At 64.5% G+C, this 23,728-nt stretch carries 22 protein-coding genes; 8 read left to right on the top strand and 14 right to left on the bottom strand.

What is annotated here, in order from left to right; translation table 11 throughout:
* Positions 1-115: 115 nt before the first annotated feature.
* The 9 genes from IVB36_RS34070 to IVB36_RS34030 form a co-directional block, all read right to left on the bottom strand.
* Positions 116-1,108 (bottom strand): tripartite tricarboxylate transporter substrate binding protein, encoded by a 993-nt coding sequence (locus IVB36_RS34070; protein WP_247394568.1) that lies wholly within the window; start codon positions 1,106-1,108, stop codon positions 116-118.
* Between the two features lie 366 nt (positions 1,109-1,474).
* On the bottom strand, positions 1,475-3,631 hold the full coding sequence (gene scpA / locus IVB36_RS34065) for a methylmalonyl-CoA mutase (RefSeq protein WP_204510679.1): 2,157 nt from the start codon (positions 3,629-3,631) through the stop codon (positions 1,475-1,477).
* Positions 3,632-3,654: 23 nt separating this feature from the next.
* Positions 3,655-4,119 carry a GFA family protein gene (locus tag IVB36_RS34060; protein ID WP_247394566.1) on the bottom strand — a complete coding sequence of 155 codons (465 nt, stop codon included), beginning with the start codon at positions 4,117-4,119 and terminating at the stop codon, positions 3,655-3,657.
* On the bottom strand, positions 4,116-5,987 hold the full coding sequence (locus IVB36_RS34055; RefSeq protein WP_247394563.1) for a methylmalonyl-CoA mutase family protein: 1,872 nt from the start codon (positions 5,985-5,987) through the stop codon (positions 4,116-4,118). Before IVB36_RS34055 ends, IVB36_RS34060 begins: the two co-directional genes overlap by 4 nt.
* A gap of 81 nt (positions 5,988-6,068) precedes the next feature.
* Positions 6,069-6,560 (bottom strand): 2-amino-4-hydroxy-6-hydroxymethyldihydropteridine diphosphokinase, encoded by a 492-nt coding sequence (folK, locus tag IVB36_RS34050; RefSeq protein ID WP_247394560.1) that lies wholly within the window; start codon positions 6,558-6,560, stop codon positions 6,069-6,071.
* A 1-nt stretch (position 6,561) separates the two neighbouring features.
* A complete protein-coding gene (gene folB / locus IVB36_RS34045) occupies positions 6,562-6,930 on the bottom strand; it encodes a dihydroneopterin aldolase (RefSeq protein WP_007593547.1) in 369 nt (122 codons plus the stop codon).
* Positions 6,927-7,787 (bottom strand): dihydropteroate synthase, encoded by an 861-nt coding sequence (folP, locus tag IVB36_RS34040; protein WP_247394557.1) that lies wholly within the window; start codon positions 7,785-7,787, stop codon positions 6,927-6,929. The genes folB and folP overlap by 4 nt, the downstream gene beginning before the upstream one ends.
* A 271-nt stretch (positions 7,788-8,058) precedes the next feature.
* Entirely contained in the window at positions 8,059-8,466 is a 408-nt protein-coding gene (locus IVB36_RS34035) for a DUF4332 domain-containing protein (RefSeq protein ID WP_007608193.1), read from the bottom strand.
* A gap of 26 nt (positions 8,467-8,492) precedes the next feature.
* A complete protein-coding gene (locus IVB36_RS34030) occupies positions 8,493-8,858 on the bottom strand; it encodes a hypothetical protein (RefSeq protein WP_085362365.1) in 366 nt (121 codons plus the stop codon).
* A gap of 346 nt (positions 8,859-9,204) precedes the next feature.
* On the opposite strand from IVB36_RS34030, the gene IVB36_RS34025 reads away from it, so the two are divergent.
* The 3 genes from IVB36_RS34025 (at position 9,205) to IVB36_RS34015 (ending at position 13,743) form a co-directional block, all read left to right on the top strand.
* On the top strand, positions 9,205-10,833 hold the full coding sequence (locus IVB36_RS34025; RefSeq protein ID WP_085362366.1) for a helicase HerA-like domain-containing protein: 1,629 nt from the start codon (positions 9,205-9,207) through the stop codon (positions 10,831-10,833).
* A 133-nt stretch (positions 10,834-10,966) separates the two neighbouring features.
* On the top strand, positions 10,967-12,295 hold the full coding sequence (locus tag IVB36_RS34020) for a glycosyltransferase family 87 protein (protein WP_026233257.1): 1,329 nt from the start codon (positions 10,967-10,969) through the stop codon (positions 12,293-12,295).
* Between the two features lie 53 nt (positions 12,296-12,348).
* Entirely contained in the window at positions 12,349-13,743 is a 1,395-nt protein-coding gene (locus IVB36_RS34015; RefSeq protein WP_018456868.1) for a M20/M25/M40 family metallo-hydrolase, read from the top strand.
* 196 nt (positions 13,744-13,939) lie between these two features.
* On the opposite strand, the gene IVB36_RS34010 is transcribed toward IVB36_RS34015, so the two are convergent.
* Both IVB36_RS34010 and IVB36_RS34005 read right to left on the bottom strand, forming a co-directional pair.
* Positions 13,940-14,719: a class II aldolase/adducin family protein gene (locus IVB36_RS34010; RefSeq protein WP_018456867.1), complete on the bottom strand. Its 780-nt coding sequence runs from the start codon at positions 14,717-14,719 to the stop codon at positions 13,940-13,942.
* A gap of 187 nt (positions 14,720-14,906) precedes the next feature.
* Positions 14,907-16,556, bottom strand: a complete 1,650-nt coding sequence (locus tag IVB36_RS34005; protein ID WP_247394554.1) for a glycosyltransferase family 39 protein — start codon at positions 16,554-16,556, stop codon at positions 14,907-14,909.
* Between the two features lie 313 nt (positions 16,557-16,869).
* On the opposite strand from IVB36_RS34005, the gene IVB36_RS34000 reads away from it, so the two are divergent.
* Positions 16,870-17,745, top strand: a complete 876-nt coding sequence (locus tag IVB36_RS34000) for a DUF308 domain-containing protein (RefSeq protein WP_247394552.1) — start codon at positions 16,870-16,872, stop codon at positions 17,743-17,745.
* A 190-nt stretch (positions 17,746-17,935) separates the two neighbouring features.
* Positions 17,936-18,352: a MucR family transcriptional regulator gene (locus IVB36_RS33995; protein ID WP_018456864.1), complete on the top strand. Its 417-nt coding sequence runs from the start codon at positions 17,936-17,938 to the stop codon at positions 18,350-18,352.
* A gap of 5 nt (positions 18,353-18,357) precedes the next feature.
* Here the strand turns inward: IVB36_RS33995 and IVB36_RS33990 are convergent, their stop codons facing one another.
* Together IVB36_RS33990 and IVB36_RS33985 are read right to left on the bottom strand one after the other, a co-directional pair.
* Positions 18,358-18,789, bottom strand: coding sequence for a SufE family protein (locus IVB36_RS33990; RefSeq protein WP_018456863.1), 432 nt, complete (start codon positions 18,787-18,789; stop codon positions 18,358-18,360).
* A gap of 68 nt (positions 18,790-18,857) precedes the next feature.
* A complete protein-coding gene (locus tag IVB36_RS33985) occupies positions 18,858-19,283 on the bottom strand; it encodes a DUF5330 domain-containing protein (protein WP_247394550.1) in 426 nt (141 codons plus the stop codon).
* A 384-nt stretch (positions 19,284-19,667) separates the two neighbouring features.
* On the opposite strand from IVB36_RS33985, the gene IVB36_RS33980 reads away from it, so the two are divergent.
* From IVB36_RS33980 to IVB36_RS33970, 3 genes are read left to right on the top strand one after another with little or no spacing between them, the layout of a single operon-like run.
* On the top strand, positions 19,668-21,584 hold the full coding sequence (locus IVB36_RS33980; protein ID WP_247370952.1) for a PAS domain-containing sensor histidine kinase: 1,917 nt from the start codon (positions 19,668-19,670) through the stop codon (positions 21,582-21,584).
* On the top strand, positions 21,577-22,272 hold the full coding sequence (locus IVB36_RS33975; RefSeq protein WP_018458487.1) for a peptidoglycan-binding domain-containing protein: 696 nt from the start codon (positions 21,577-21,579) through the stop codon (positions 22,270-22,272). The genes IVB36_RS33980 and IVB36_RS33975 overlap by 8 nt, the downstream gene beginning before the upstream one ends.
* Positions 22,273-22,327: 55 nt before the next feature.
* The gene (locus tag IVB36_RS33970) at positions 22,328-22,672 is read left to right on the top strand and encodes a DUF1491 family protein (protein WP_018458488.1); all 345 of its coding nucleotides are present in this window, start codon (positions 22,328-22,330) and stop codon (positions 22,670-22,672) included.
* On the opposite strand, the gene IVB36_RS33965 is transcribed toward IVB36_RS33970, so the two are convergent.
* On the bottom strand, positions 22,669-23,655 hold the full coding sequence (locus tag IVB36_RS33965; protein WP_085352274.1) for a DUF2336 domain-containing protein: 987 nt from the start codon (positions 23,653-23,655) through the stop codon (positions 22,669-22,671). The two genes, IVB36_RS33970 and IVB36_RS33965, sit on opposite strands and share 4 nt — an antisense overlap.
* Between the last annotated feature and the right edge of the window lie 73 nt (positions 23,656-23,728).

Below are 23,728 nucleotides of genomic sequence, written 5' to 3'. Positions count from 1 at the left end.
CCGGGGCTGCGTCCGCGTTGGCGGTGAAAGCTGGACTTGGAGAGACTCCCCCTCACCCGAATTTGGGCTGCGCTCAAATTCGACCTCTCCCCGCAAGCGGGGAGAGGTGACAAGATCACGCCTTGCTCAGACCCGCCGCCTTCATCGCTTCGCCCATCTGGGCGTCGCCCTTGTCCATGAAGCTTGCGAACTGGCCGGCATCGCCCCACACGGTGCCGAAGCCGCGATTGCTCATGAAGTCCTTGAACTCGGCGGAGTCGTAGACCTTCTGCAGCGCCGCGGTGAGCTTCGTTGCGATCTCCGGCGGCAGGTTCTTCGGCCCGGCGATGCCGCGCCAGGCGCCGGTCGCGTAGTCGATGCCCATCGCCTCCTTCAGCGTCGGCACGTCCTTGAAGATGGGATTGCGCGCCGGCGCCATGATAGCAAGGCTCCTGGCCTTGCCGGCCTCGATGATGGCGCGGGCTTCCGGCACCGAGCAGGTGGTGAGGTCGAGGCCGCCGGCGGCGAGGTCCTGCATCGCGGGTGCGGCGCCGTTGGACGGCACCCAAGCGACCTGGTTGGCAGGCAGGCCCATCGCCTGCATCCAGCCGACCAGCGCCAGATGCCAGATGCCGCCCTGGCCGGTGCCGGAGGCCTTGAACTTGCCGGGAGGGGCCGCCTTGATGGCTTCCGCGAGCTCCTTCACCGTCTTGTAGGGCGAGGAGGAGGAGACCTGGATGCCCGGGGGGTCTTCGTTCATCAGCGCCAGCGGGGTGTAGCTCTTCGGCGCCAGCTCCGTCAGCCCTTGCCAGTGCATCATCGAGATTTCGACGGTGAGCATGCCGATGGTGTAGCCATCAGGTTGCGCGGTCGCGATCGCGGTATGGCCGACGACGCCGGAGCCGCCGGTGCGATTGACCAGGTTGAAAGGCTGGCCGAGATCCTTCTCCAGAAGCGCTGCGACAATGCGCGCGGTCGCGTCAGTGCCGCCGCCCGCGCCCCAGGGAACGATCACGGTGACGGGCCGCGCTGGATAGGCTTGCGCGCGTACGGGTGTGAGACCGAATGCGGCGGATGCCGCGACTGCGGCAGATGAAGCCGCAAAGCTGCGGCGCGTAATCTTGGACATCAATGCCTCCCAGCGGCGCCCACGACGTCGGGCGCTCTTGTCTATGGCGACATTCTAGTCGGCTTTGCAGCGCGGCTGCAAGGTAGCGCTACCAGCGCTCTGCGGGCAACGCGGCCCTCATGCGTGGAATAGTGGAAGGCGAGGCCGGGAGTCTTGCCCGCCTCGGTTGAGGACGCAAACGTCACCGCGCCCATCTGAGCAGGCTCCGCTTCAATTCCGCGAACCAGTCGTCGCAGTCGCGCTCGCACCGCGCTTCATCTTTGAGACCATGAGCGATGCAGTCACCCCCTTCACCATTGCGGTCATGGCGGCGTCGTTGTCGGCGGTCTCGGTGAAGAATGGGCGGATTGCCGAGCGGCGGCCGAATTACTCTGCCGCCTCGCTATGCCCGAGCCGGGCGTTCAGCTTGCGGATCAGCTCCTCGGCCGCGTCCGCGATCACCGTGCCCGGCGGGAAGATGGCTTCCGCGCCGGCCGCGTAGAGCGCATCGTAATCCTGTGGCGGCACCACGCCGCCGACGATGATCATGATGTCGTCGCGGCCCTGCTTCTTCAGCGCGGCCTTGAGCTCCGGCACTGCGGTGAGGTGGGCGGCGGCAAGCGAGGAGACGCCGAGGATGTGGACGTCGTTCTCGACCGCTTGGCGCGCGGCTTCGTCGGCGGTCGCGAACAGCGGCCCAATGTCGACGTCGAAGCCGATATCGGCGAAGGCCGACGCGATCACCTTCTGGCCGCGGTCGTGACCGTCCTGACCGATTTTTGCGACCAGGATGCGCGGACGGCGGCCTTCCGCCTCCTCGAAGGCGTCGATCAGCGCCTGAACCTTCTCGACCCGGTTACCCATGCTGGACGCCTCCCGCTTGTAGACGCCGGTGATGGATTTGATCTCGGCGCGGTGCCGGCCGAACACCTTCTCCATCGCGTCCGAGATCTCGCCGACGGTTGCCTTCGCGCGCGCAGCGTCGATGGCCAGCGCCAACAGATTGCCGTTGCCTTCGCCCGCCGAGCGCGTCAGCGCGGCGAGCGCGGCCTCGACGTCCTTTTGGTTGCGTTCGGACTTCAGCCGCGTCAGCTTGTCGATCTGGAGCCGGCGGACATTGGTATTGTCGACCTTGAGGATATCGATCGGAGCTTCGTCCGTCGGCTTGTATTTGTTGACGCCGATCACCGCCTGCTTGCCGGCGTCGATGCGGGCCTGGGTCTTGGCCGAGGCTTCCTCGATGCGCAGCTTCGGTACGCCGGCCTCGATCGCCTTGGCCATACCCCCGAGCTCCTCGACCTCCTGGATGTGGCCCCAGGCCTTGGCGGCGAGGTCGCGGGTGAGACGCTCGACATAATACGAGCCGCCCCAGGGATCGATGATGCGGGTGGTGCCGCTCTCGTGCTGCAGGAAGAGCTGCGTGTTGCGGGCAATGCGCGCCGAAAAGTCGGTCGGCAAAGCGAGCGCCTCGTCGAGCGCATTGGTGTGCAGCGACTGGGTGTGGCCTTGCGTCGCCGCCATCGCTTCCACAGTCGTGCGCATCACGTTGTTGAAGACGTCCTGCGCGGTCAGCGACCAGCCGGATGTCTGGCAATGCGTGCGCAGTGACAGCGAGCGCGGATCCTTCGGATTGAAAGGCTTCAGCAGCTTCGCCCAGAGCAGCCGCGCGGCGCGCATCTTGGCCACTTCCATGAAGAAGTTCATCCCGGTCGCCCAGAAGAACGACAGCCGCGGCGCGAAGCGGTCGACATCGAGGCCCGCCGCAAGGCCGGCACGAAGGTATTCGACGCCGTCGGCCAGCGTATAGGCGAGCTCGAGGTCCTGCGTCGCGCCGGCCTCTTGCATGTGATAGCCGGAGATCGAGATCGAATTGTATTTCGGCATTTTTTGCGAGGTATACGCAAAAATGTCCGAGATGATCCGCATCGAAGGCGCGGGCGGATAGATGTAGGTGTTGCGCACCATGAACTCTTTCAGAATGTCGTTCTGAATGGTCCCTGAGAGCTTCTCCGGCGGCACGCCCTGTTCCTCGGCGGCCGCAACGTAGAGCGCGAGGATCGGCAGCACCGCGCCGTTCATGGTCATGGACACGCTCATCTGGTCGAGCGGAATGCCCGCAAACAGCGTGCGCATGTCGTAGATGGAATCGATGGCAACGCCGGCCATGCCGACGTCGCCACCGACGCGCGGATGGTCGCTGTCATAGCCGCGATGGGTGGCGAGATCGAACGCGACCGAGAGGCCCTTCTGTCCGGCCGCGAGATTGCGGCGGTAGAACGCGTTGGAATCCTCCGCGGTGGAGAAGCCGGCATATTGCCTGACGGTCCAAGGCTGGTTGACATACATGGTCGGGTAGGGGCCGCGCAGATAAGGCGCGATGCCCGGATAAGTCTCGAGGAAGTCGAGCCCGGCCAGATCGGTCTCGCTATAAGCGGACTTCACCAGAATGCCCTCGGGCGTCAGCCACGGCTCGGCGCTGCCTGATGGCGCGGCGCTTGTGGTGCGCTCGAACGCGATGTCTGCGAAATCAGGAATGCGGCTCATGGATTCAACCATATCATAGGCGCTCAATTATGGTCCGGATGCTGATGGCTGACGATGGTCGCCATCTTCTCCGGTCCGTAATTCTGCTGCGTGGTCTGGCTTGGAAGATTGGCGATCCCGACCACCCAGCCGAGACGGGACTCGGTGCCGAACTGCCGCGTCGGCACCACGTGGTCCGGGCGGTCGAACGCGCCGGTCATGATCTCGATGCGGTCGCCGTCGATGCGGCCGAAGCTCAACGGCGTGCCGCAGGCGGCGCAAAAGCCGCGCTCGGCGATGGAAGAGGAGCGGAAGAACGACGGCTTTCCCTTGGTCCAGGCGAAGTCCGTCTTGTTGATGTCGGCAAAAGAGGCGAACGGCGCGCCGCTGGCCTTCTGGCACATTCGGCAGTGGCAGATCGAAACCCTGTTCGGCGCCGTCATGACTCCAAAGCGCACTGCCCCGCATTGGCAGCCGCCGGTGAGAACGGGTTTGCCTGCTTCCGTCATAGCTGCTCCATCCGTCGATACGTGTTTTGCAGCGTCGCAAGCGCATCGGCACCGGCAAAGACGAAGCCGGTGACGCCGGCTGCACGCAGCGCCGCCTCGGCCTCGGTCGGGCGGCCTGCCAGATAGATAAGTCGGGCCCCGGCGGTTTGCAGGGCCTGCGCCGCGGCTTCGGCGTGTTCCGCATAAACCTTGTCGCTGGAACAAAGACAGGCGAGCCCGGCGCCGGAGGCCTTGAAGGCGGCAGCCAACTGGGCCGGATCGGCGAAGCCCTGGCTGTCGACGGCCTGGATGCCACCGGTCTCGAACAGGCTTTTGGCAAAGGTCGCGCGCGCCGTGAAATCAGCGGGCGTGCCGAGATTGGCCAAGAACACTTTCGGCCGCGCACCGTGTGCCTTCAAGGCCGCATCGGATTCGTCCCGCAGCGCCTCGAACGGTTCCGCCAGCCGGATCGGCGGCAGCGCGTCGAACTTGTATTTTTGCTCGCCATAAGGCGCCAGCGCGATCGGCGTCGCCTTCAACACCGCAGTTTCGTTCTCGTGCAGGTTCGGAAACTCGCTGGCGCCGGTCAGCACGTCGCGGCGTTTTGCGATGTTGGCGTCGCGGGCTTTTCGCGCAGCCGCGACCTTGCTCTGGAACAGGCCCTGCTGAAGCGCAGCGAAGGCGCCGCCGGCTCTCTCGCTCTCCTGGAAGAGCGCCCAGGCCGCGTCGCAGAGCTGGCCGGTCAGCGTCTCGATGCCGCCTGCGCCTGCCGCGGGATCGCTGACCTTGGCGAGGTTGCTCTCTTCCAGCAGCACGAGCTGAGTATTGCGCGCCACGCGCCGCGCGAATGGATCGGGCAGGCCGAGCGCCAGCGTATGCGGCAGCACGGTGACCGCGTTGGCACCGGCAAGTCCGGCCGCAAACGTTGCCATGGTCGCGCGCAGCATGTTCACATAGGGATCGCGCTGCGTCAGCATGCGCCAGGCGGTATCGGCGGCGATGTACGGCGGTTTTGGCGTGAGCCCGCACGCCGTCTCGATACGCGCCCACAGCAGCCGCAATGCGCGGAATTTTGCCATGGTGAGGAACTGGTCTGCATCTGCGGCAAGCCGCGCATAGACCATGCCCTGCGCCTGCTCCAGAGGAACGCCCGCGCCCTCGATCGCGCGGAAATAAGCGACGCCGCAGGCGAGCGCGAAGGCGAGCTCCTGCGCCTCCGAGCCACCGGCATCGTGGATCACGCGTCCGTCGGCCGATGTAAACGGCCCCTTGAAGCCGAGCGCGGAGAGGCCCTTGACGCCGCCGGTGATGGCCGGAACGATCTCATCCCAGGTATAGGGGCTGTGGCCCCACACCGCGCAGGCCGCGAGCGGATCGAGCCCGAAGCGGATGTCGCAGGCCCCGGGATCGATGCCCTTGCTCTTCACATATTCCGCGACGTGGATCGCCGCCATCCGTGATTGCGGACCGATCTCGAGCTCGAGGCCGATGCCGGCATCGAGATGGACGTCCTTCAAGATCCTTGCGACTGCGTCTGCGGTCGGTTCCAGCCCGAAACCGTGAGCGGCATTGCCGCCGGCGAACACCAGCGCCAGACCCGTCGCACCATTTTCGAGATCGGTCAGTGCCTGCGCATTCGCCGCACTTGCATCGGGATGGTCGATCCGCTGCATGATCCGCCAGGGCGCCGCCGCCGGCCGGCCCACCACGGGCGCAACACCTTTGGCGCGCGGATAGAGCGGATCGATCTTGAGTCCGTCATAGGTCTTGCCGACCAGCTTCTCGAACGGCGCGCCCTTTAGCACGCCATCGACCAGCTTGCGCCAGTCGTCGACGGTCGCCTTGGGAAAATCCGCCGCCAGCGGCAGGTCGTCAGTCGCGGAGGTCATGCGGCGAAGGGCTCCCGAAAATCTTGTTGTTCGCAGGCGAAATTGCCACGGCCGGCCGTCCCTGCAAACGGTTGTTTTTGGTTAACCGGTATCCGGAAGCCGCTCAATGCCTTGTGTCGAGACGCTGGCGAGACCGTCACGGACACGAATGCCTGCGATCACGCGGTCGGGTGCGATCTCGGCCAGCGGCACCAGCACAAAGGCGCGCTCGACGAGGCGCGGATGCGGCAGGGTCAGGTCAGGCTTCTGCATCGACACATCGTCATAGGCGATCATGTCGAGATCGAGCGTGCGCGGGCCCCAGCGCCGCTCTTTATCGCGGGTGCGGCCGAATTTCTGCTCGACCTTCTGCATCACGAACAGGAGCGCATGCGGATCAAGGCTGGTCTCGATCTCGATGCAGGCGTTGATGAAGGGAGCCTGGTCCTCGTCGCCCCAGGGCGGCGTCGCATAGTCCGACGAGCGCGCGATCAAAGCGGCCTGCGCCATGCCGCAGATATGGGCGATTGCCTTCTGGAAGGTCGCGCGGACATCGCCGACATTGCCGCCGAGCGCAATCAGGACGCTCGCCATGTCAGGGGTGCCGCGAGCGCGTCAGCATGACGCCGACGTCGTCGAAGATGGCGGCGATCGGCGCATGCGGCTTGTGCACGGTGATCTTGACCGCACGTATGCGCGGAAAGTGCGACAGGATGGCATCGGCGACCGCGCCGGCCGCGCGTTCCAGAAGCTTGTAATTGGTGTTCTTGAAGGCCGCGGTGGTGGTCGCCACGACGTCGGCGTAGGACACAGTGTCGGCGAGCCGGTCGCTGCGCGAAGGCTCCGACAGGTCGGTATAGAGCTCGAGGTCGATGACAAAACGTTGGCCGACCTCGGTCTCGTGCTCCATCACGCCGTGGCGGGCATGGATCGACAGGCCGCTCACGAAGATCGTATCGGTCATGGCTTGCTCTCGATTGCGTGCGCCACTCGCAGGGCCTGCAAGGTCTCGGCGACGTCGTGGGTGCGGATGATTTTCGCGCCGCGTTGTGCGGCGAGCAGATGTGCGGCGATCGAGCCGGCGAGCCGCTCGGTCGGCTCCGACGGCGACACCGAGGCGATGAAGCGTTTTCGCGAGGCACCAACGAGGATCGGCAGGCCGAACATGTCGAGCTCGCGAAGTCGTGCCAGCGCAATCATGCTCTGTTCTGCCGTCTTGCCGAAGCCGATGCCGGGATCGAGCACGATCTTGTCGCGGGCGATGCCGGCTTGTGCCGCGATATCCAGCGAGCGCTGGAAGAACGCCTTCATGTCCGCAATGATGTCGATGGCGGGATCGACCCTGTCGCGGTTATGCATGACGATGACAGGGACGCTCCTCGCGGCCACCAGCGGCGCCATGCCGGCGTCGCGTTGCAGGCCCCAGACGTCGTTGGCGATCGCAGCGCCCTGGTCGAGCGCAAAGGCCACCACTTCCGCCTTCATGCTGTCGATCGAGACCGGCACGCCGAGCGCCACGATGTCCGATAGCACCGGCTTGAGCCGGGCCAGTTCGTCTGCCGCGGTGACCGGCCGGGCGCCCTTGTAGGGCCGGGTGGACTCGGCACCGATATCGATGATGTCGACCCCCACCTCGATCATCGCCCGCGCCCGCGCGAGTGCCTGCTCGGGCGCGATGAATTCGCCGCCGTCGGAGAATGAATCCGGGGTGACGTTGAGCACGCCCATCACCGCCGGGATCGGCCGCTCCAGCAGCGTCCGCAGCACGTCAGGCCCGACTGAACCGGCCGCCGGGACGGATGGGGAGTGCGAGGCATTCATGCGGCCCGCTTTAGCGGTCGGGGAGGGGGAGTCAAGACGGGAAGGCGTGGGTTGCCAGCGTTTGGGCAGGGCGTCGCACACCCTCGCTGTCATTGCCCGCGAAAGCGGGCAATCCAGTATCCAGAGACAGTGCCGCGATACGGAGGAGCCGCGGCGTACTGGATACCCCGCTTTCGCGGGGTATGACGGCAGAGTTGGGATGCATTGTTGCTCATCGGGCAAAACAATGCCGAGAGAGTAGCGCCCACCCCGTATGCGGAGAGCAGCAGTCCTAATACGAAATCTTCGGCGGCAGCTTCTTCGCCTTGGCGATGATGTCGCCGACCGACTTCTCCGAGGGCAGGATGCGGAGCAGCTTTTTCTTCTCGTTGGCGTCCCGCATGCTCTGGGCGAGCCTTGCCGGGTTACGGTAGGCGAGCTCGCGCACGGTGGTGACGCCGGCGGCGCGGACCAGACCGACCTTGGCCCTGCCCATGCCGGGGATGCGCATGTAGTCGGAGACGTTGGCCCATTCCAGCAGCAACTGCTCGCTGATGCCGGTCTTCGCGGAGAGCGCCTTGCGGCCCTTCACGGTCGAAGCCGCCTCGAGCAGCGCGTCGGTGGTGCGGATACCCTGCGCCTTCAACTTGTTGGCGGCAAAGGCCGACAGGCCCTCAATCTCGGAGATCGGATATGTCATGATACTCGATGTGAAATGCGCAGGCGTCAGGCGAACTGGCTGAGGCCCGGGGTCCCCGCGATGATCTTGCCCATCTGATCCGCTCCGATTTTGTCTCGGCCGAAGCGAAAAAGTTCACGGGCGATGTTCTGAATCTCGGACATGCCAAGTCCCAGGCCCATCAGGCGCGTGCCGACCGCCATCAGGCCGCCGCCCATCAGCCGCGACAGTCCTCCGCCGGTGCCGGATGCCTCGATTGCCGCTTCTGCACCTGGAATCTCGTCGATCAGGACCTGGACGCTGTCGGAAGGACCCTCGTTGCGGAGGAAGCCCAAGATAATGCCGACGGTCTTTTCGGCGACAGCACTATCTATGCTGGCGTTTGTCGCCAGCCGCCCGATTAGCTCGTCCATATGGCCGCCCCTCAGCCGGTTCACATGCCGGAGTATTGCTTTCGAAAATGATCTTGAGCCGGTGTGGTGTGAAATACAAGCGATGAACGCCATCAACGTTCCGATTCATTCTCGAACGCGCGAGAAGTGTTGCAGTGATGCAAGAGCGGAGATGAAATCGGCAAAAAAATGCCGCGATGCGAATGCGTCCTTCCTACTTTCGGCGGATGTCCACCTGCATATTTCCGACGATGTCGCATGCCCGGAGCGCGTTGAATGGTTTCAATCAGCGCGCGACATGCGTTAAACTACGGAACTGTGCATTCGAATTTCGATATGCGAAACAGGGCAGAGAGATCAGGGAATAATGACCGCACAGGACAGCAAGCTCGGTGATACCGACGACAAAATCTTCGTCGGTAAAGGAAACGAGCAGGCTTGGCTGACGCTGGCGTTCGCCAATCGCCACGGCCTCGTCACAGGTGCAACCGGAACCGGCAAGACGGTCTCGCTGCAGGTTATGGCGGAAGGATTTGCGCGCGCCGGTGTTCCGGTCTTCGCGGCCGACATCAAGGGCGACCTCTCGGGCATCTCCGAGGTCGGCGTGCCCGCGGATTTCATCGTCAAGCGCGCCACCGAGATGGGACTGACGTTCGAGCCCGACCAGTTCTCGACGGTGTTCTGGGACGTGTTCGGCGAGCAGGGCCACCCGGTCCGTGCGACCGTCACAGAAATGGGCCCGCTGCTGCTCGCACGTATGCTGGACCTGAACGACGTGCAGGAAGGCGTGCTCAACGTCGCCTTTCGCGTCGCCGACGACAACGGGCTGACCCTGATCGACATGAAGGATCTGCGCGCGCTGCTCGATGCCATCGTGCCCGATGCGGGCAAGAAGGGGACGGATGCCGAGGACAGTCCGCTTGCCGAGATCAAGAAGGCGGCGCAGGGTTTTGGTAATGTCACCAAGGCCACGGTCGGCACCATCCAGCGCCAGCTTCTGGTGCTCGAGAACCAGGGCGCCACCAAATTCTTCGGCGAGCCGGCGCTGACGCTGAAGGACTTCATGAAGACCGACCGCGACGGCCGCGGCATGGTCAACATCCTCGTCGCCGACAAACTGCTGCAGAGCCCACGGCTTTACGCGACATTCCTGCTGTGGATGCTGTCGGAATTGTTCGAGGAGCTGCCCGAGGCCGGTGACCTGCCCAAGCCGAAGCTGGTCTTCTTCTTCGACGAGGCGCATCTGTTGTTCAACGACGCGCCCAAGGCGCTGATGGACAAGATCGAGCAGGTGGTGCGCCTGATCCGCTCCAAAGGCGTCGGCGTTTATTTCGTGACTCAAAACCCGGTCGACGTGCCCGACCGCGTGCTCGGACAATTGGGCAACCGGGTGCAGCACGCGCTGCGCGCCTTCACCCCGCGCGACCAGAAGGCGGTCGCCGCTGCGGCCCAGACCTTCCGCCCCAACCCGAAGCTCGACACCGCCAAGGTGATCATGGAGCTCGGCAAGGGCGAGGCGCTGGTGTCCTTTCTCGAAGGCAACGGCACGCCGGCGATGGTCGAGCGGGTGATGATCCGGCCGCCATCGGCCCGGATCGGACCGATCACGCCGGAAGAGCGCAAGGCGATCATGGATGCAAGCCCGGTGAAGGGCAAATACGACACCGCCGTTGATGCAGAGTCCGCCTACGAGATGATCCAGAAGCGCATTGCCGGCACGGCGGCGACTGCCGATCCCGGCGCGGCTGGCGGCATTGGAGGCGGTGGCATCCTCGGCCAGATCGGCTCGATGGTCGGCACCATCTTCGGCACGAACGTCAAGCGCGGCCGCCTCTCGACGGGCCAGGTCATCGCCCGCGACGTGACCCGATCGGTCACCAATCAGGTAATCGGGGGGATGGCGGCCAATATCGGCAAGTCCGTCGCCGGCCAGCTTGGTGGCTCGATCGGCCGCACGCTGGTCCGCGGCGCGCTCGGCGGCTTGCTGCGCAGGTAGGCAGAAAGCCTCGTTTGAGGCAACTCCTCCGCAAACCCGCCGCTTGTGCGCGGCGGGTACAAATTCGGGTGATCAGGACTCTCCAAGCGTTCGTTGGTCTGCTAGGTGCTATGGCCCCTGACTGGACCACATCGTGACCTCACCTAAATCTTTCGTTCGATCCGGCGCACTCCGAACCCTGTCGTTGCGTGCGCCACTCGACCTGCTCTTCCTGCTCTGCTGCTTCATCCTGGCTGCCGATGTCCTTGGTCCCGAGATCTTCGGGCACGGCAAGACCAAGGACTACGGCCTGTGGTACTGGGCCGGGCAGCAGGTCTTGAAGGGTGGGCCGCTCTATCCCGGCGATATCCACCAGTACTTCGAGTTCATCTACCCACCGCTGCCGGCGATCCTGCTGGCAGTCCCGAGCTGGTTCGGCAAGATCGCGCTCTACAGCGTGCTGTCGATCCTGAATATTGCGGCGTGGTGGTACACCGGGATGCTCTCCAATGCCATGAGCGGTTCGGGCCGGACGCCTGGCCCTTGGCTGGAGGCGCTGCCCGCTCTCGTCACCGTGACCTTCGTGTTCGACATGTTCGATCTTGGCCAGCCGAACCTCGTCTTGCTGGCGATGATGCTCTACGGCTTCTGGAGTTTGCAGCATCAGCGCTCCTGGCTCGCAGGCTTCATGTTCGCGCTCGCCGCCGCCATCAAGGTGTTTCCCATTGCGGTGCTGCCCTATCTGGTCTGGCGGCGAAAGTGGGGAGCCGCCGTCGCTACGGTCGCGTTCGCCGGCATACTTCTCTATATCGTGCCGGCCCCCATTCGCGGCTTCGAGCGCAACGCCGCCGAGGTCAAGACCTGGTATCAGGGCATGGTCGGGTCGAGTTCGGAAAAAGGATTTGGCCAGCGCGACGAGCAGAACTGGTCGTGGGTGAACCAGTCACTCATTGCTGTCACGCACCGGCTGGTCCGGCCAATCAACTACAATCAGGAGGATCCGAGCAAGCCGCCGCGCACGATGAATGTCATCGACGTCGATTACAGGACGGCGAACTGGATCGTGCTGGCGCTGTCGGCGTTGCTCGGACTCGGCTTCGTCGCGGTCATGCCACGGCAAGCGCGGCGCACGGCGCGTTCGGACGCCGAGGAACTCGGCATCCTGTTCTGCCTGATGACGGTGGCATCGCCTCTGGCGCGGCAATACTACTTCATGTGGCTGTTCTTCCCGATGACGGTGCTGATGCATCGTGCCGCCTTCGACGAGCGGGCGAACGTGCGCCTGGGAACCTGGCTCGCCCTTGGCGCCGCCGGCATCCTCATGCTGCTGGCGCTGCCGTGGTTTCCAAATGTCTTGCAGGCCTGGGGCAACAACCTCGTCGCCACGGCGGTGCTCGCAGCTAGTCTCGCATGGCACATCCGGCATCCGCCGGTTGCGGCTGGCCCCAACGCCGCGGCAGCGCTAAAAGCCGATAGTTCTTGAGAAGGCATCTTGAGCCCCGACGTCTTGGGATTCGAACGCAGGGAATACGACCAATGGCAAATGCGCAGCTTCAATCCGTGCTCGACCACATCGATAAGGAGTTCGACAACAGCCTGGAGCGCCTGTTCTCGCTGTTGCGGATCAAGTCGATCTCCGCCGATCCGGCCTTCGCGGCCGATTGCAAGGCGGCGGCCGAGCATCTTGCCAGGGACATCGCGAGCCTCGGCGTTGCCACTGAAGTGAGGCCAACCGCCGGCCATCCCGCGGTCGTCGGCAAGAGCTTCGCGGGCGGCCGTCCGCATGTGCTGTTCTACGGCCACTATGATGTGCAGCCGGTCGATCCGCTCGAGCTCTGGCACCGCCCGCCATTCGAGCCTGTTGTGACCGACCATGCCGATGGCCGCAAGATCATCGTGGCGCGCGGCGCCGAGGACGACAAGGGCCAAGTCATGACCTTCGTCGAGGCCTGCCGCGCCTGGAAGAAGGTGACGGGGTCGCTGCCGATCGACGTCACGTTTTTGATTGAAGGCGAGGAAGAAGTCGGCTCGAAGAACTTCGTGCCCTTCATCGAAGCCAACAAGGACGAGTTTAAGGCTGACTACGTGCTGGTCTGCGACACCGGCATGTGGGACCGCAACACGCCGGCGATCACGACCTCGCTGCGCGGCCTGCTCTATGAGGAGCTCAAGATCACCGCCGCCAATCGCGACCTGCATTCCGGCGTGTTCGGCGGTAGCGCGATGAACCCGATCCGGGTGCTGACCAAAATTCTCGGCGCGCTGTTCGACGACGACAATCGCATCACCATTCCGGGCTTCTATGATGGGGTGAAGGACACGCCGCCGGATATTCTCGCGCAGTGGAAGAAGCTCGATTTCACGCCGGACACATTCCTCAAGCCCGTTGGGCTATCGATACCGGCCGGCGAGAAGGGCAGGCTCCTGGTCGAGCAAGCTTCCACGCGTCCGACCTGCGACGTCAACGGCATCTGGGGCGGTTATATCGGTGAGGGCTCGAAGACGGTGATCCCGTCGCACGCCTCGGCCAAGGTCTCGTTCCGACTGGTCGAAGGGCAGGATCCGCAAAAGATCCGCAAGGCTTTCCGTGAGTACGTGACGGCGCGCATTCCGGGAGACTGCAAGGTCGAGTTCGGCGACCACTCTGCCGGGCCTGCGATTGCGCTCGACTGGAACATGAAGCCGCTCGCCGCGGCCAAGACCGCGCTGACCGAGGAATGGGGCAAGGAGACCGTGTTGATGGGCTCGGGCGCCTCGATCCCGATCGTCGCGGACTTCAAGCGTACGCTTGGGCTGGATTCGCTGCTCGTCGGTTTCGGCCTCGACGACGACAATATCCACTCGCCGAACGAGAAGTACGACCTCCGCAGTTTCCAGAAAGGCATCCGTTCCTGGGCCCGCATCCTCGCGGCGCTGGCGGAGGTGAAGTAGGGCGCTCTTTCCTCGTCATTGCGAGCGTAGCGAAGCAATCCAGAAATCTCTCTCCGGCGCCAGCCTGGATTGCTTCGTCGCTTCGCTCCTCGCAATGACGGGGCCAAATAAAAACGCCGCCCGGAATTGGGCGGCGTTTCATTCCAAAAGGCGTAGAGGCTCGTTGACCGTTACCCTACACCAAATCCCGAAAATTTCAAGAGCGGTAGCCCGGAAGCTCGCGGTCCAGCTTGCGTAGCAGCGGTGGCCACACGAGGTTGGTGGCGCGCAGCTCGGCGCGGTCGCGGTTGGCGAGCAGCTCGGTGTTCTTGTCGATCGCGACATCGTCGACCGGGTAGACCGGCGTGCCCAGCGCGCGCGTACGCACCTGCATCGAGCAGGCTCGCTCGAGGTGATACATGCGCTCGAAGGCCGAGGCGACCGAGCGCCCGACCGTCAGCGTGCCGTGGTTGCGCAAGAGCATGTGGTTGTGGTCGCCTAGGTCCTTCTGCAGCCGCGGCCGCTCGTCGTGGTCGAGGGCGATACCTTCATAGTCGTGATAGGCGAGGTCGTGGGTGACGAGCTGGGCGGTCTGGTTCAGCGGCAGCAGGCCTTCGGCGCTGCTCGAGACAGCGGTGCCGTCGAGGGTGTGAAGATGCAGCACGCAGATGGCGTCCTCGCGAACCTCGTGGATCGCCGAGTGGATGGTGAAGCCGGCGGGGTTGACGCTGTATTCGCTCTCGGAGAGCTGGTTGCCGTGCAGATCGACCTTGACGAGGCTCGACGCCGTGATCTCGTCGAACATCAGCCCGTAGGGGTTGATGAGGAAATGATGGTCGGGGCCGGGCACGCGCGCTGAGATGTGGGTGTCGACCAAGTCGTCCCAGCCGTAGAGCGAGACGAGGCGATAGCAGGCGGCGAGATTGACCCGTTGCTGCCACTCGGCCTCCGTCATGTTCGACGGCACTTCCTTCAGGCGCGCTTCCGCTGGCGACATGGCTGATCTCTCCGAACATCGTTGTTGCAGGGAGGGAGCGTAGTCCTGCCGCGACCTGCCAGCAAGGCACACAAAGCGCGGCAGTCCAGCGTAGCCCGCATGGGCGAAGCGACATGCGGGGCTGCCTGATAGGCCCCGGATGTCGCTGCGCTCATCCGGGCTACGGTCCTACAAGAGAGAAGAATTTTTACGGCGCCGGGATCGAGAGCAGGCTGGAAATGCTGCTGCCGCGGATATCGTAGACGCGGGCGAACACCACGTCGTCGCGCTTGATCTCGACCAGCACGGGGGCGGTGAGGCCCTTGCAGTAGAACTCACCGAGCGTCATGGCGAAATCGGCGGCATTGGAATCCCAGCCAATGGTGAAGTCGGGGCCGAGCGCGACCTGGGCGGGACGCTGCGGACCGCACACGGCGACCTTCCATTTCCGGTTGCGCGGCGGCACTTCCTGGCGTTCGACCAGCTGCTCGCGCAATTCGTCGGAGGCCTGCTTCAGCGCGAGGCCCCAATAATCCAGCATGAAGCGGTCGTCGGCGCCGCGCACGGTGCCGGCGATGTGGTTGAAGTGGGTGTATTGATAGGGATGCAGGCGGATCATCTCGGCGAGCGAGAGCGCAAGGCCAAAGCAGAAGGTGGCGAGCACGACCGGCTGCCAGGTGCGATGATTGGCGCGCAGGCGCTCCATGGCCCAGCCAAAGGCGACGCCGCCGAGCACCGCCATCGGCGGGATCACGAAGACGAAATGGCGGATGCCATTGTACAGCGCCGGTCGCTTCACCATCGCGATCGCGAGCGGCAGCGTCGCGGCGAGCGTGAGCATCAGCAGGATGGTCTTGCGGCGGGCTGGGACCTCGCGGCGGGGCAGCATAACCAAGGTGCCGATCACGGCGCCGAACGTCAGCACCAGCATCACCTCGGGCAACTGAAGTGCGAACAGCGTCGGCAGATAGGACCAGGGCATGTCAGGCACGGATACGATCGCGCCGTCGAACATCTCCTTCCAGGGTTTCTCGAAGAAGTGCGAGAAGTAGGTCAGCGCCTCGAAGGGATTGCCGGGCTCCATGATCGACCACGGCCAGATCAGCCCCATCACGAGATAGCCGAGCACGAGGCCGGGCAGCAGCACGTAGACGACATGAGCGAAGCGTCGGACCGACTCGCGCAGGCCCTCACTGCGCAGTTCCTCCAGGAACAGCGGCATGAAGCCGATTACGGCATAGACCAGCGCAAGGCCGCCGAGGATGCGGGTGCCGAGCGAGAGGCCGGCACCAAGGCCGACGATCAAGATCGTGCGCGGCGAAGGCTGCGGATATTCCTCGGCGAGGCGCACAAGGCCCAGCATCAGGATGATCATGGCCACGGCGAAGGGCGCATCCTTCGGGTTCATGAACATGTGGCCGTAGAAGATCGGGCAGAGCGCGAGCAGCAAGAGCGAGGCAAGTCCCGCAAGCGGGCCGCCGATACGGCGGCCGAGCCGCCACGTCACGGCAAGTCCGATCACGCCGACGACGGCGCCGACCAGACGGCGCGTCTCGAACAGCTCGAGCGGAATCACCTTGTGCAGGAGGGCCGCGACCATGTCGAAGCCGCCGCCATACATATAGAGGTTGGCGAAGGAGAGTGCCGCGGTGTCCTTGAAACCGGAACCGAACAAGCGCAGCAGCAGGTCGGCATATTCGGCGTGGGTGTAGTCGTCCCAGCCGAGCCCATAGTCGCGGAAGGTCAAGCCTGCAATGACGGCGACCGCAGCCAGCACCAGCATGGCGAGATCGTCGCAAGTCCGTTCAACCGAGCGCCGCAGAGGCGTGTCGATCGCCGAAGTCGTGATGGATGTCATGGCTATTGGTGACCCGGAATCCCCTCTTGGCCCTGCTGGTGCGCGCGGGCCTGCTCCCCGGAATCCCTATAGCGCAGTTCCATTACCAAGTAATTGGGCATTATGGCTAAATTCCTGATGCAACGCAGCAAATCCGACCAACTTGAGAGCAGCCTAGAAGTAGCGAGCCGTAGCTGAAGGGAATGTGAATAAGTCCCTGATTTCCTTTCCTTTAGGAACGCAGCCTATAATTCGACGTTGGCGTGGAACACCGGATGACGGTATCGTGGCGTGACGAGTGTCGCGTATGGCTGCGCGGCCGGGGGTGAGTTCGATGGCGTTGGCATTGTTGATCGCGGGGATTTTCGCCGTTTTGGCGGGCCTCCTTGCGATCCTGTTCGGCTTCACCGTCAGGGAATTCAGTCTCGGCAGTACCCTCATAATCTCCGGTACCATCGGCGTCTGCTCCGGACTGTTACTGGCCGGCCTCTACGTGGTGGTCGCGGAGTTGAAGGGCATCGCCCGCCGGCTGGCTGGATCAATTGCACCATCCGACGTTCGGGTCAGGCCCGTGCTGCCGGGTCTCGGGATGGCCGGGACGCCTGCCCCCGCGCCTGAGCCGGCGGGCGCCGAGAAGATGGAGCCGGCGCCGCCATTGCCGGCCGCAGGACCGCCGCCTTGGCAGAACGAAGCAGCCGCGCGCGAGCGTCCGCGCGTCGAGCCGCCGCCAGCGCCGGAAGCTCCGAGCCCGCCTGAGGTTCCGGAACCGCCGCGCCGGCGCAACCTGTTGTTCGCCTCGACCTCCCGCAAGGAGCGTGAGCGCGCGGAAGCGAAGACCGGCGAGGGCTTGCCGCCGCTGCCGCATGCCGAGCCGTCGGCGGAGCCTGCCGCCCCGGAGACGCCGCCTGCGAGCTTTGACGACGCCTGGCCGAAGCCGGACCGTATGAGGCCTCCGGAGCCGCCGGCCGCCGCGCGGCGCCCGTCACCGCGCTCGCCGTCGACCTTCGCTGAGCCTGCTCCGCCGCCCGCACCCGAGCCTGCGGCTGCGGCCGAGCAGACGCCTGTGACCGTGCTCAAATCCGGCATCGTCGACGGCATGGCTTATTCGCTCTATTCCGATGGCTCGATCGAAGCCCAGATGCCTGAGGGGATGATGCGCTTTGCCTCGATCGACGAGCTGCGCTCCCACCTCGACCAGCGCGGCGCTTGAGAGCGGGCGCAGGCAAATCTGGTGCAGGCAAAGGCTAGCGTAGACAAGTAAAGCGGTGGTGTTCTTGTCACTTCGTCAGTAAATCAGCCCGGATTCCTTAGTCGTCCCATTTCAGCCGAACGTATTGTTGACACGGAATACTTTGGCGTCGTCTCTCGCGTGAGACGCAAGGTGGAGAAAGGCGGGGCCGATGTCGGATGCTGGGGCTAAGAATTTCGTTGAGCTGACGGCGGGCATCGTGTCGGCCTATCTCAGCAACAATCCAACGCCTGCGGCTGAGATTCCGAATCTGATCAGCCAGGTGCATGGCGCGCTGGTGCGCGTTTCGTCAGGCCGCACCGAGACGGCGCCGCTCGAGCCAGCGAAGCCGGCGGTCTCGCTGAAGAAGTCGATCGCGCCCGATTATCTGGTTTGTCTGGAAGACGGCAAGCGCTTCAAGTCGCTGAAGCGCCATCTGCGCACCCAATACAACATGACGCCGGAGCAATATCGCGAGAAATGGGGCCTGCCGGCCGACTATCCCATGGTCGCACCGAACTATGCGGTGGCCCGCTCGCAGCTTGCGAAGCAGATGGGACTGGGACAGCAGCAGCGGAAGCGGAAGTAGAGTTTCTACGACGCTTCCGCGAGCGCCTCTTTCGCGTCGGTCTTGATCCGCTCGACCATCGAGCGCAGGCCGTTCGAACGCTGCGGCGTCAGATGGTCGCGAAAGCCGAACTCGTCGAATACGGCAATGGCGTCGGTCGCAAGAATCTCCTGTGGCGTGCGGCCGGAGTAAAGCGACAGCACGATCGCGACCAGCCCGCGCACGATGTGGGCGTCACTGTCGCCGCGATATGTCAGGATCGGCGCGCCGTCATCGCGACGATCAATCAGCTTCTGAAGCCAGACCTGGCTGACACAGCCATTCACCTTGTTCTCGGCCGAATGCTCGGCTTCGGACATCGGTTCCAGGGTGCGACCGAGCTCGATGACGTACCGATAGCGGTCGTCCCACTCGTCCAGAATCTCGAAATTGTCCCTGATTTCGTCGATCGTCGTCATGCTGGCCCAAAGTTCCCGTTCAGGCCAATATAGGGACGCAAAGCGCCGAAATCGATAGGGTTTGGGCGCTAATTCGCCGGTGCGGGCGCCGGGCCGCGCCATTCCAGCGCGAGGTCGTCCTGGGACAGGGTGTCGCGCGGCGCCTCGCTCGCAGCAAGATCGCCTTCGCCGGCCAGCGCGATCGAGCCGGTGTGGTCGGGCGCCTTCTTGTCGGGCTTCTCGAGCTGCTCTTTCTTGTCGTTAATGATCTGGTAGATCTTCTTTGCGCCGTCCTGCGCCCGCTGGCCGATGATGGTGGCGGCCTGTCCGCCGACCTCGCAGGCCGCTGGCTGGCGCTTGCAGAACTGGGTCATGTCGGAGACGGCCGCGGTCGCAGCCTGCACCGCGTCGGCAGCGCCGATCTGCGGCAGCTTGTCCGATTCGGGCGTCTTGTCCCGCGGCAGGAGCACCAGCACCAGCCCGAGCCAGAATGTGATGCGAAGCAGAAAGCGCATCTTGCGTCCTGTATGTTAGATCCCGCCGCGGCGATCTCCGCGGATGTCGGACCTAGCAACTCTCGATAAATCGCAAGTGATTGCCTTCCGCTTAATTCGCGGAAAATTGACTCAAGAATCTTTGCTATCGATGGTGTCGTAAATTTTCGATTGACGTCCGTGCCGTGAGCGCTGCCGCCACGCCCGTCCACCATTTCGAAACCATGCGGATCACGGTGAAACCCTGTGTTCACCATCCTCGCCGATGACGTCGTCAAATCGTCTAAAAAGCCCTGCGATGACGGGGTGTCCGGCGGCGCGCCGCGATGCCTTAGTGTTCGTTTAAGGTCGCTCTGACACGGTGGCTCAACGATAAGGAGGCGTTCCGGCGCGTCTTCCCGACGAATGAGCCGAAGCGCGAGACCCGTGACAGTTTTGAGTATCATCCGCGATTGTCTCGATGCGCTGCTGCATCCCTCCGCGCGTTACGACGCGCTGACGCGAGCGCGCCATCGTGCCTTCATGGCCCCGCGGCTGCTCGGCAGCCTAGCCGCCTTTGCCGCATTCCCGGTCTATCTCGCCATGCGCGGCGCGCCGAGCGCGATCGAGGTGGCAGCCTTCGCCTGGCTGATTGCGCCGATCCTGTTGTCCTGGTTCCTGTCGCGCACCGGCCGTTACGAAGGCGCGCATGTGCTGTCGTCGCTGGCGCTCTCGGGCCTGATCATGGCGGTTGCGGTGACGACCGGCGGCATCGAATCATTCGCCGCAATCTGGCTGGTTGTCGTTCCCCTCGAAGCTGCGCTGTCGGCCTCGCGCCGCGTCGCGGCCTTTGCCTCGCTGCTGGCGCTGTCCTGCGCCGGCATCCTGATCCTCGTCAGCCAGCTCGGCTGGCTGCCGATTGGCGATACCAGCGCTGCGGAACGCGGCGTGCTGATAGCGTTCGGCGTCGCCTCGGCGACGCTCTATGCCGCAGGTCTGGCCTTCGGAGCGGAATCGCTCGCGCGCACCAGCGTTGCGCTGCTGTTGCGTGAGGAAGAGCGTTACCGCCTCCTGGCGCGGAACATGAGCGACGTCATCTCGAGGCATCAGCGCAACGGCGCGGTGCAGTTCATTTCACCGGCGGTGGAAGCCATGCTCGGCGTGCCCGTCGCGCAACTGCTCGGCCACGGCCTGTTCGATCGCGTCCATGTCGCCGATCGGCCGGCGTATCTGACGGCGCTGTCCGATGCCGCGCGCGGCGACGTGCGCAGTGTCGAGTTCCGGTTGCGCCGGGAGCGTGCCGGCTCTGAGCGCGGCCAGGTTGATTTCATCTGGGTCGAGATGCGCTGCCGCCCGCTCGATCAGGATATGGGCCGTGATGCCACGCGCGAGGCCGATGTCGTCGCCGTGATGCGCGATGTCACCGACCGCAAGCTCGGGGAGCAGGCGTTCGATCAGGCGCGCAGCGCTGCAGAGGCGGCGGACGCCGCCAAGACGCGCTTCCTCGCCACCATGAGCCATGAGCTGCGCACGCCGCTGAACGCCATCATCGGCTTCTCCGAGATGATCACGCAGGAGCAGACCTTGATGCTGGGCGCGGCCCAGCGGAGGGAATACGCCCAGCTCATCAACGATTCCGGCCAGCATCTGCTCTCGGTCGTCAACGGCATCCTGGACATGTCCAAGATGGAGTCGGGCAATTTCGAGATGGCGTCCGAACCGTTCGCGCCGCGTGCATCATTGATGCATTGCTGCAATCTGCTGGCGCTGAAGGCGCGGGAGAACGGCGTCGATCTTGTCACCGATGCGCCGCAGGATCTGCCTGTCATGACCGGCGATCCGCGCGCCTTCAAGCAGATCGTGCTCAACCTCGTCGCGAACGCCGTCAAGTTCACCGAGCGTGGCGGTCAGGTCACCGTAACGGCCGCGGTCTCGGGCTCGCAGCTTGCGCTGCGCGTCAGCGACACCGGAATAGGCATCGCGCCTGACGATCTCAAGCGCATCGGCGCGCCGTTCTTCCAGGCTGGCAAGACCTATCAGCGCCGTCACGAAGGCACCGGCCTCGGACTTTCGATCGTGAAGAGCCTGGTGGCGTTGCATCTCGGCGAATTGACGGTACAAAGCAGGCTCGGCGAGGGCACTGCCGTCACCGTCAAGCTGCCGCTCGTCTACACGCCGCAAGCCAAGACGTCTGATATGAAGACTTCTGATGGCAAGATGTCCGACAGCAAGGCGAGCGAGAGCAAGATCGCGACCCTGACGCCGGTGCTACGCCAGGAAGTTCAGGACCATCCTCACGACCAAGTTCAGGACCAACCCGCTCTGGTGAAGAAAAGTGCCTAAAAAGTCTGCCAAGGACGAAGCCGCTCCGCGCCGCCGTGGCGCCAAGGCCGCGGTCATCGATGTCGAGACCGAGCGCAATCTCGTGCTGCGCGTGCTGCTGCATAGCCCCAAGGATACCCTGGCCGGTCTCGTCGCCGTTGCCGCCATCGGCGCGATCGTTGCCAATGCGCTGTTCCTGCAGACCGGCCGGCATCCAGCGCCGATGTTCGGCACCGTGATCAATCTTCCCGCACCGTCGTCCCTGGCGCTGTCGAACCCCTTGCCGCGTCCGCGTCCCGTCGGCGCCGATACTTCGCCGCTCGAGCCGAGAGCGACGGAGTTTCGTGCCGAACCCAGACCTGCGGAAAAGCCGCCTGAAAGGCCTGTCGAGGCGACCGCATCGACGCCTCGCTCGGGCGATCCCATGACCAATCTGGTCAAGCAAACGATTTCGGCGCCGCCCTCCGTCACGCGTCCTCCGGCGCCGATCCCCGTGCAGCAGAGCCCGGCCGCGCGGCGCATCGCCGGCGTGCAGCGCGCGCTGTCCGAATATGGCTACGGGAATTTGAAGATCACGGGCGCGATGGGCGCCGAGACCCAGTCCGCGATCCAGAAATTCGAGCGCGAGCACAAGATGCAGGTCACCGGCCAGCTGTCCGACCGCCTGCTCCGCGAGCTCGGTGCCGCGATCGGACACCCCGTCGAATAGTCGTGACTGTTGCGAAGGCTGGTGCTGATTGCAGCGCTGTCCTATCGTGCGCTCCATGCGTTTGAAATCAAATATCTGGGTCTCAGCCTATCTGCGCCGGTGCCAGACCGAGGGCGTGTACGGCGCGGTGCGGCGTCGCGGCGCGGAGGAGGCGGGTGCGGTGTTCGTGAAGGTCTCGCTGCTTGACGGCAATGCGATGCTCTATGTGCCGGCGCCGCAGACCTCTTATGACGACGGTCGGCCGGTCGATCGCTTCTTTGTGCCGCTTGCGCCGCAACCGATGCCGGAGCCCGCGGTGGAGGAGCGCCTGACCAAGGAAATCCGCTTCGACTCCGATATCTGGATCGTCGAGACCGAAGACCGCGCCGGGCGACATTTTCTCGAGCTGGCGAAGGCCTAACGATCCGATCCGTCAGTCCCTGTCCGCACCGCGGGCGCGGAGCCGGGCTGCACGCCCGGGCGCGTCTGGCTTGCGCCCGCACGTGCGCGCTGGCGCTCGCTGTCATGCAGCGAGGGCTGGTACTTTGCGCGGGTGACGGCGAGCGTCGAGCCGCGCCAGGCGGCCAGCATCACCAGCGCCGCGCGATCGCTGAGGCGATCGTAAAGACGCGACAGCCGGTACACGTCGGTCACGGAGTTGCCGATCTCCGGCTTGAAGAACAGCAGGATACGCTGGAACACCGGGCTCGGCATGTCGAGCGCGCGCGCGGCGACTGCGAGCGCTTCGCCGCTTGCATCGTCGACGATCTGGGCTGCGACGCGCGAGGGCAGGATCAGGCTGTCGCCGAGCTCGGAGGTGAAATTCTCGACATCGCCCGCGATCGCCGCCATCTCGAGGATCTGGATCGCGCGCTTGGCGCGCACGATCGGAATCCGCGGCGCCGCCTTCAGCGGGGTCTGCGCCAGATTGTGCAGGATCAGCGCGCGCTCGGGGGCGCCGGCGCGGAAGAACATGTCGTGGATATCGGCCGCGTCCGTTGGCTGCATTGCCATGTTCGAGGCCATGCGCAGCTCGGCGTCGCTTGGCGTGCGAACCGGCAAGGGGGCAGGAGGGGGAGCAGAGGCGGGCGCCGGGATTTCGCGCGCGAGCGGAACCCTGCGGCCCTCCTGCGCGGCCGACAGTCCGAGCTTCTGCATGATCGGGGCGGGCGTCGACGGATAGATCGCAAGCCGCGCCTTGACGGCCGCGCGCGTCGCGTCGTCGACCTGGTCGATCAGTCGTGTGGCGAGCTCGACGAACTGGCGCTGCTCGTCGTCGCTGTGGGTGCTCGACTGGACATAGAGGTCGGTCAGCACGCGCAGCAGCGTCGGACGAACATCGACGCCTTCGCGACGGGAGAGGGTCATCAGCCCGTCGAATCCTGGAAACAACGACTTGGTCATGGAGAGATACGCGACCTGGAAGAGATACTCGCCGGCAGCCTATCGCGGGCTCCTTTAAAGGCTCGTTAAGGAA

It is taken from the genome of Bradyrhizobium sp. 35, from assembly GCF_023073215.1.
Taxonomy (GTDB): Bacteria; Pseudomonadota; Alphaproteobacteria; order Rhizobiales; family Xanthobacteraceae; genus Bradyrhizobium; species Bradyrhizobium canariense_D.
Note: the sequence above shows the minus strand (reverse complement) of the source record. Positions and strands in the feature narration are given on the sequence as shown.